We start from the raw sequence: 2,302 nt of genomic DNA, 5'->3' as shown, positions 1-2,302 counted from the left end.
AAGCGCCGTGAAGGCCGAGCTGGCCCCCTCCGGCCCTCTGGGCCACCTCCCACGCGTCGCGGGGGAGAAACTTGAAGCCCTACGCCCCCAGGAACAGCTCCCGCGAGGGACACAGGTCGCTGATCTTGCACACCTCGCACTTGGGCTTGCGCGCCACGCAGACATACCGCCCGTGCAGGATCAGCCAGTGGTGCGCCCGGGTCTGGTAGGGCGGGGGCACGATCCGCATCAGGTCCTGCTCGACCGCGTCCGGGGTCTTGCCGGCCGACAGCTTCAGCCGATGCGAGACGCGGAAGACGTGGGTGTCGACGGCGATGGCCGGCTCGATGTCCAGCTCGTTCAGCACCACGCTGGCGGTCTTCCGCCCGACGCCGGGCAGGCTCTCCAGGGCGGCGCGGTTCAGGGGGACCTGACCGCCGTACTGGCTGACCAGGATGTTGGCCGTGGCGAGGACGTTCTTGGCCTTGGTCCGGTAGAGGCCGATCGAGGCGATGTAGGGGATCAGGCCCCGCTCGCCGAGGTCGAGCATCGCCTGGGGCGTGTTGGCGACCTTGAACAGCCTGTCGGTGGCCTTGTTGACGCTGACGTCGGTGGCCTGGGCCGACAGGGCCACGGCGGTGACCAGCTCGTAGGGGTTGGCGTAGTTCAGCTCGGTTTTGGGCCGCAGCTCCAGGCTCTCGAACCGCGCGAACAGGATTTCGACGCGCTCGCGCTCGGCGGGGCTGATCCTCCTGACCGCCTTGCGGACGGGTTTCTTCTTCACCGAAGCGGGCTTTGCCGAAGCGGAACGGGCCATGGCGCGGACCATGCCGTGATGCGCGGCGCTCGCCAAGCGCGGTCCAGGCTCCTAAATTCGGGGCATGGCCTCGCCGCTCTACATGGACCGCGTGATCGCGCCGCATCGCTCGCTGAGCCCGCAGGGGGCGGCGGTGCTGCTGGGCGTGATGATGGCGTTCAACGTCATGGTCGCCATCTTCCTCTTGGTGGTCGGCGCGCCGCCGGTGCTGCCGTTCCTGGGGCTGGACGTGCTGGCGCTGTGGCTCGCGCTACGCGCCAGTGATCGCGCCGCCCGGCGGATCGAACGGGTCCAGGTCACCGCCGAGGCCGTCACCGTCAGCCGGGAAGACGAGAAGGGCGCGCGGACGATCTGGACCTCGCCCACGGCCTTCACCCGCGTGGACCTCGAGCAGCCGGGCGAGCACGAGGCGCGCGTGCGGGTGATGATCCATCGCAAGCGGCTGACCCTGGCCCGATCGCTCAGTCCCGAGGAGCGGGTCAGCTTCGCGGGCGCCCTGCGCGAGGCGATCCGCGCCGCGCGGGCGGAGCGGTGGTCGTGAGCGTCGACGACACCGCAAGAAGCGGGCGGACGGCGTTATCCGACGGGCCTAACGTGCCGGACATGGCATATGACGCATCCCCCCTCTCGACCCCTTCGGAAGCGGCCAGCCAGGAGCTGGCCCGTCTCGCCGAACGCTCGGTCGACTACCACCGCATGGCCAAGGCGCTCGACTGGCTGGCCGAGCGGTGGTCCGATCATCCCTCGCTGGACGAGGCCGCCCAGGCCGTGGGCCTGTCGCCGTTTCACTTCCAGCGCATCTTCACCCGTTGGGCCGGGGTCAGTCCCAAGACCTTCGTCTCGGCCATCGCCCACGCCGAGGCGCGGCGGTCGCTGGAGGCCGGGGGCACGGTGCTGGACGCGGCCTTCGACGCCGGCCTGTCGGGACCCTCGCGCCTGCACGACCTGTTCATCGCCCAGGAGGCGGCGACGCCCGGCGAGGTGCGGCGGCGCGGGGCGGGCATGAGGCTGCGCTGGGGCTGGGCTCCGACGCCGTTCGGCCGGGGGCTGTTCGTGATGGCCGACCGGGGCCTGGCGGGCCTGGCCTTCTCGGACGGCGACGACGAAGCCAGCTTCGCCGACATGCACCGCCGCTTCCCGGCCGCCGACTGGATCCGCGACGACGCGGCCGCGCAGGCCACGGCCTTGCACGCCTTCGCTGGCGGGGAGGGCCCGCTGCCGGTGGTGCTGATCGGCTCGCCGTTCCACATCCAGGTCTGGAAGGCGCTGCTGACCATTCCGGCGGGCGCGACGGCGACCTATGGCCAGGTGGCGTGCTGGGCCGGCAAGCCCCGGGCGTTCCAGGCGACCGGCGGCGCGATCGGCGCCAATCCGATCTCGCTGCTGATCCCCTGCCACCGCGCCATCGCCAAGAGCGGCCGGCTGACCGGCTACCACTGGGGCCTGGCCCGCAAGGCGGCGATGCTGGGGATGGAGGCGACGCAGAGATTCCCTCTCCCAGAGGGA

Annotated in this window: 3 protein-coding genes; 2 read left to right on the top strand and 1 reads right to left on the bottom strand. The window is 71.3% G+C overall.

Features of this window, described 5'->3' with window-relative positions; translation table 11 throughout:
* Window positions 1-79 precede the first annotated feature (79 nt).
* Window positions 80-796: an endonuclease III gene (nth, locus tag VJ655_RS03545; RefSeq protein ID WP_324098323.1), complete on the bottom strand. Its 717-nt coding sequence runs from the start codon at window positions 794-796 to the stop codon at window positions 80-82.
* 64 nt (window positions 797-860) lie between these two features.
* On the opposite strand from nth, the gene VJ655_RS03540 reads away from it, so the two are divergent.
* Together VJ655_RS03540 and VJ655_RS03535 are read left to right on the top strand one after the other, a co-directional pair.
* Entirely contained in the window at window positions 861-1,337 is a 477-nt protein-coding gene (locus VJ655_RS03540) for a DUF2244 domain-containing protein (RefSeq protein ID WP_324098319.1), read from the top strand.
* Between the two features lie 62 nt (window positions 1,338-1,399).
* The coding region (locus VJ655_RS03535; protein ID WP_324098321.1) for a methylated-DNA--[protein]-cysteine S-methyltransferase at window positions 1,400-2,302 on the top strand (903 nt) is incomplete at its 3' end.

It is taken from the genome of Caulobacter sp., from assembly GCF_035254145.1.
Classification (GTDB): Bacteria; Pseudomonadota; Alphaproteobacteria; order Caulobacterales; family Caulobacteraceae; genus Caulobacter.
This window is presented reverse-complemented; position numbering and strand designations above follow the sequence as displayed.

Excerpts from the sequence above, each read along its gene's own strand:
- nth (WP_324098323.1), bottom strand. The coding sequence starts at position 796 with ATGGCCCGTTCCGCTTCGGCAAAGCCCGCTTCGGTGAAGAAGAAACCC.
- VJ655_RS03540 (WP_324098319.1), top strand. The coding sequence starts at position 861 with ATGGCCTCGCCGCTCTACATGGACCGCGTGATCGCGCCGCATCGCTCG.